Annotated in this window: 1 protein-coding gene; it reads right to left on the reverse strand. The window is 65.4% G+C overall.

Annotated elements, in window-relative coordinates:
• The coding region (gene arcA, locus CHY22_RS09820; protein ID WP_089573698.1) for an arginine deiminase at positions 1-1,229 on the reverse strand (1,229 nt) is incomplete at its 3' end.
• Positions 1,230-1,253: the final 24 nt, after the last annotated feature.

The following is a 1,253-nucleotide window of genomic DNA, read 5'->3' on the forward strand; positions in this document are numbered from 1 at the left end:
CGCCAGAAGGGCATGCTCATGCAGCGCGGGCCGCCGCGGCCGCGGGAGAGCTCGGCGGAGGGCACGACGAGAAGGTCCAGGCCCTCCTTGTACAGCACGTCGTTGGTGACGGTGTTGCGCGCGTAGACGCAGATCTTGCCGGGCTCGACGCACAGGGTGTTGGAGCCGTCGTTCCACTGCTCGCGGGAGGCCGCGATCGGGTCGCCGCCGCCGCAGGGGATCAGCTTGACCTGGTCGACGCCGGTGGCGTCCTCCAGGACGTGCTCGAGGGTGTCCTCGATCAGGCGGATGTTCACGTCGCCCGGGTTCTTGCCGGCGGTCAGCTCGTAGACGCGCAGGGTGCCCATGATGGCGGGGTGGATCGTGAACTTATCGACGTCGATCTGGGTGAAGACCGTGTCGAGGTGCATGAAGGCGCGCGAGACGGGGATGTCGAAGGCCAGGATGCGCTCGACCTTGGAGTCGGAGTTCCAGAAGATGTTCTGGGCCATGACGTCGATAGCGGCGGCCTGGGTGCGCTGGGAGATGCCGACGGCGAGGGTCTTCTCGTTGATGTTCAGCACGTCGCCGCCCTCGGTGTGGAACTGGCAGTCGCGGCGGAAGTACAGGGAGACGTCCTTGTAGTCGGGGTGGTACTTGAAGACGTACTTGCCGTACAGGGTCTCGCGGTTGCGGGTGACCGAGTACATGCGGTTGAGGTTGACGCCCTCGCCGACGACCGCGAACGGGTCGCGGGTGAAGTAGAGGTTGGGCATCGGGTCGATGATCAGGTCGGACTCGGACTCGGAGTTGACCAGGGAGTCGAGGGTCGTGGACGCCGTGAGGGGCATGTCGATCTCGGCCTTGGTCATGCCGGCCATGGTCTTCTTGACGAACTCGAGGTTGTCCTCGATGGAGTCCAGCTTCTCGCGGACGATCTGCGGCATCTGCTGGCCGCGGATGCCTGCCTCGGCGATGTACTGGTCGGTGAACTCGGCGCGGGCGCCGGGGACCTGGTCGAACACCTCGGCGACGAGGTTCTCGAGGTAGAGCACCTCCACGCCCTGGTCCCTCAGGATCTGGGCGAAGGTGTCGTGCTCCTGCTGTGCGACCTCCAGGAACGGGACGTCGTCGAACAGGAGTCGCTCGAGCTCGTCGGGCGGCAGGTTGAGGAGCTCGTCGCCGGGACGGTGCAGGCAGACCTTCCTGAGCTTGCCGATCTCGGAAGGCACGTGCAGACCTTTCGTCATGGCCTCCTACCTTTCTTTCGGGCC

The organism is Collinsella sp. TF06-26 (assembly GCF_002232035.1).
Classification (GTDB): domain Bacteria; phylum Actinomycetota; class Coriobacteriia; order Coriobacteriales; family Coriobacteriaceae; genus Collinsella.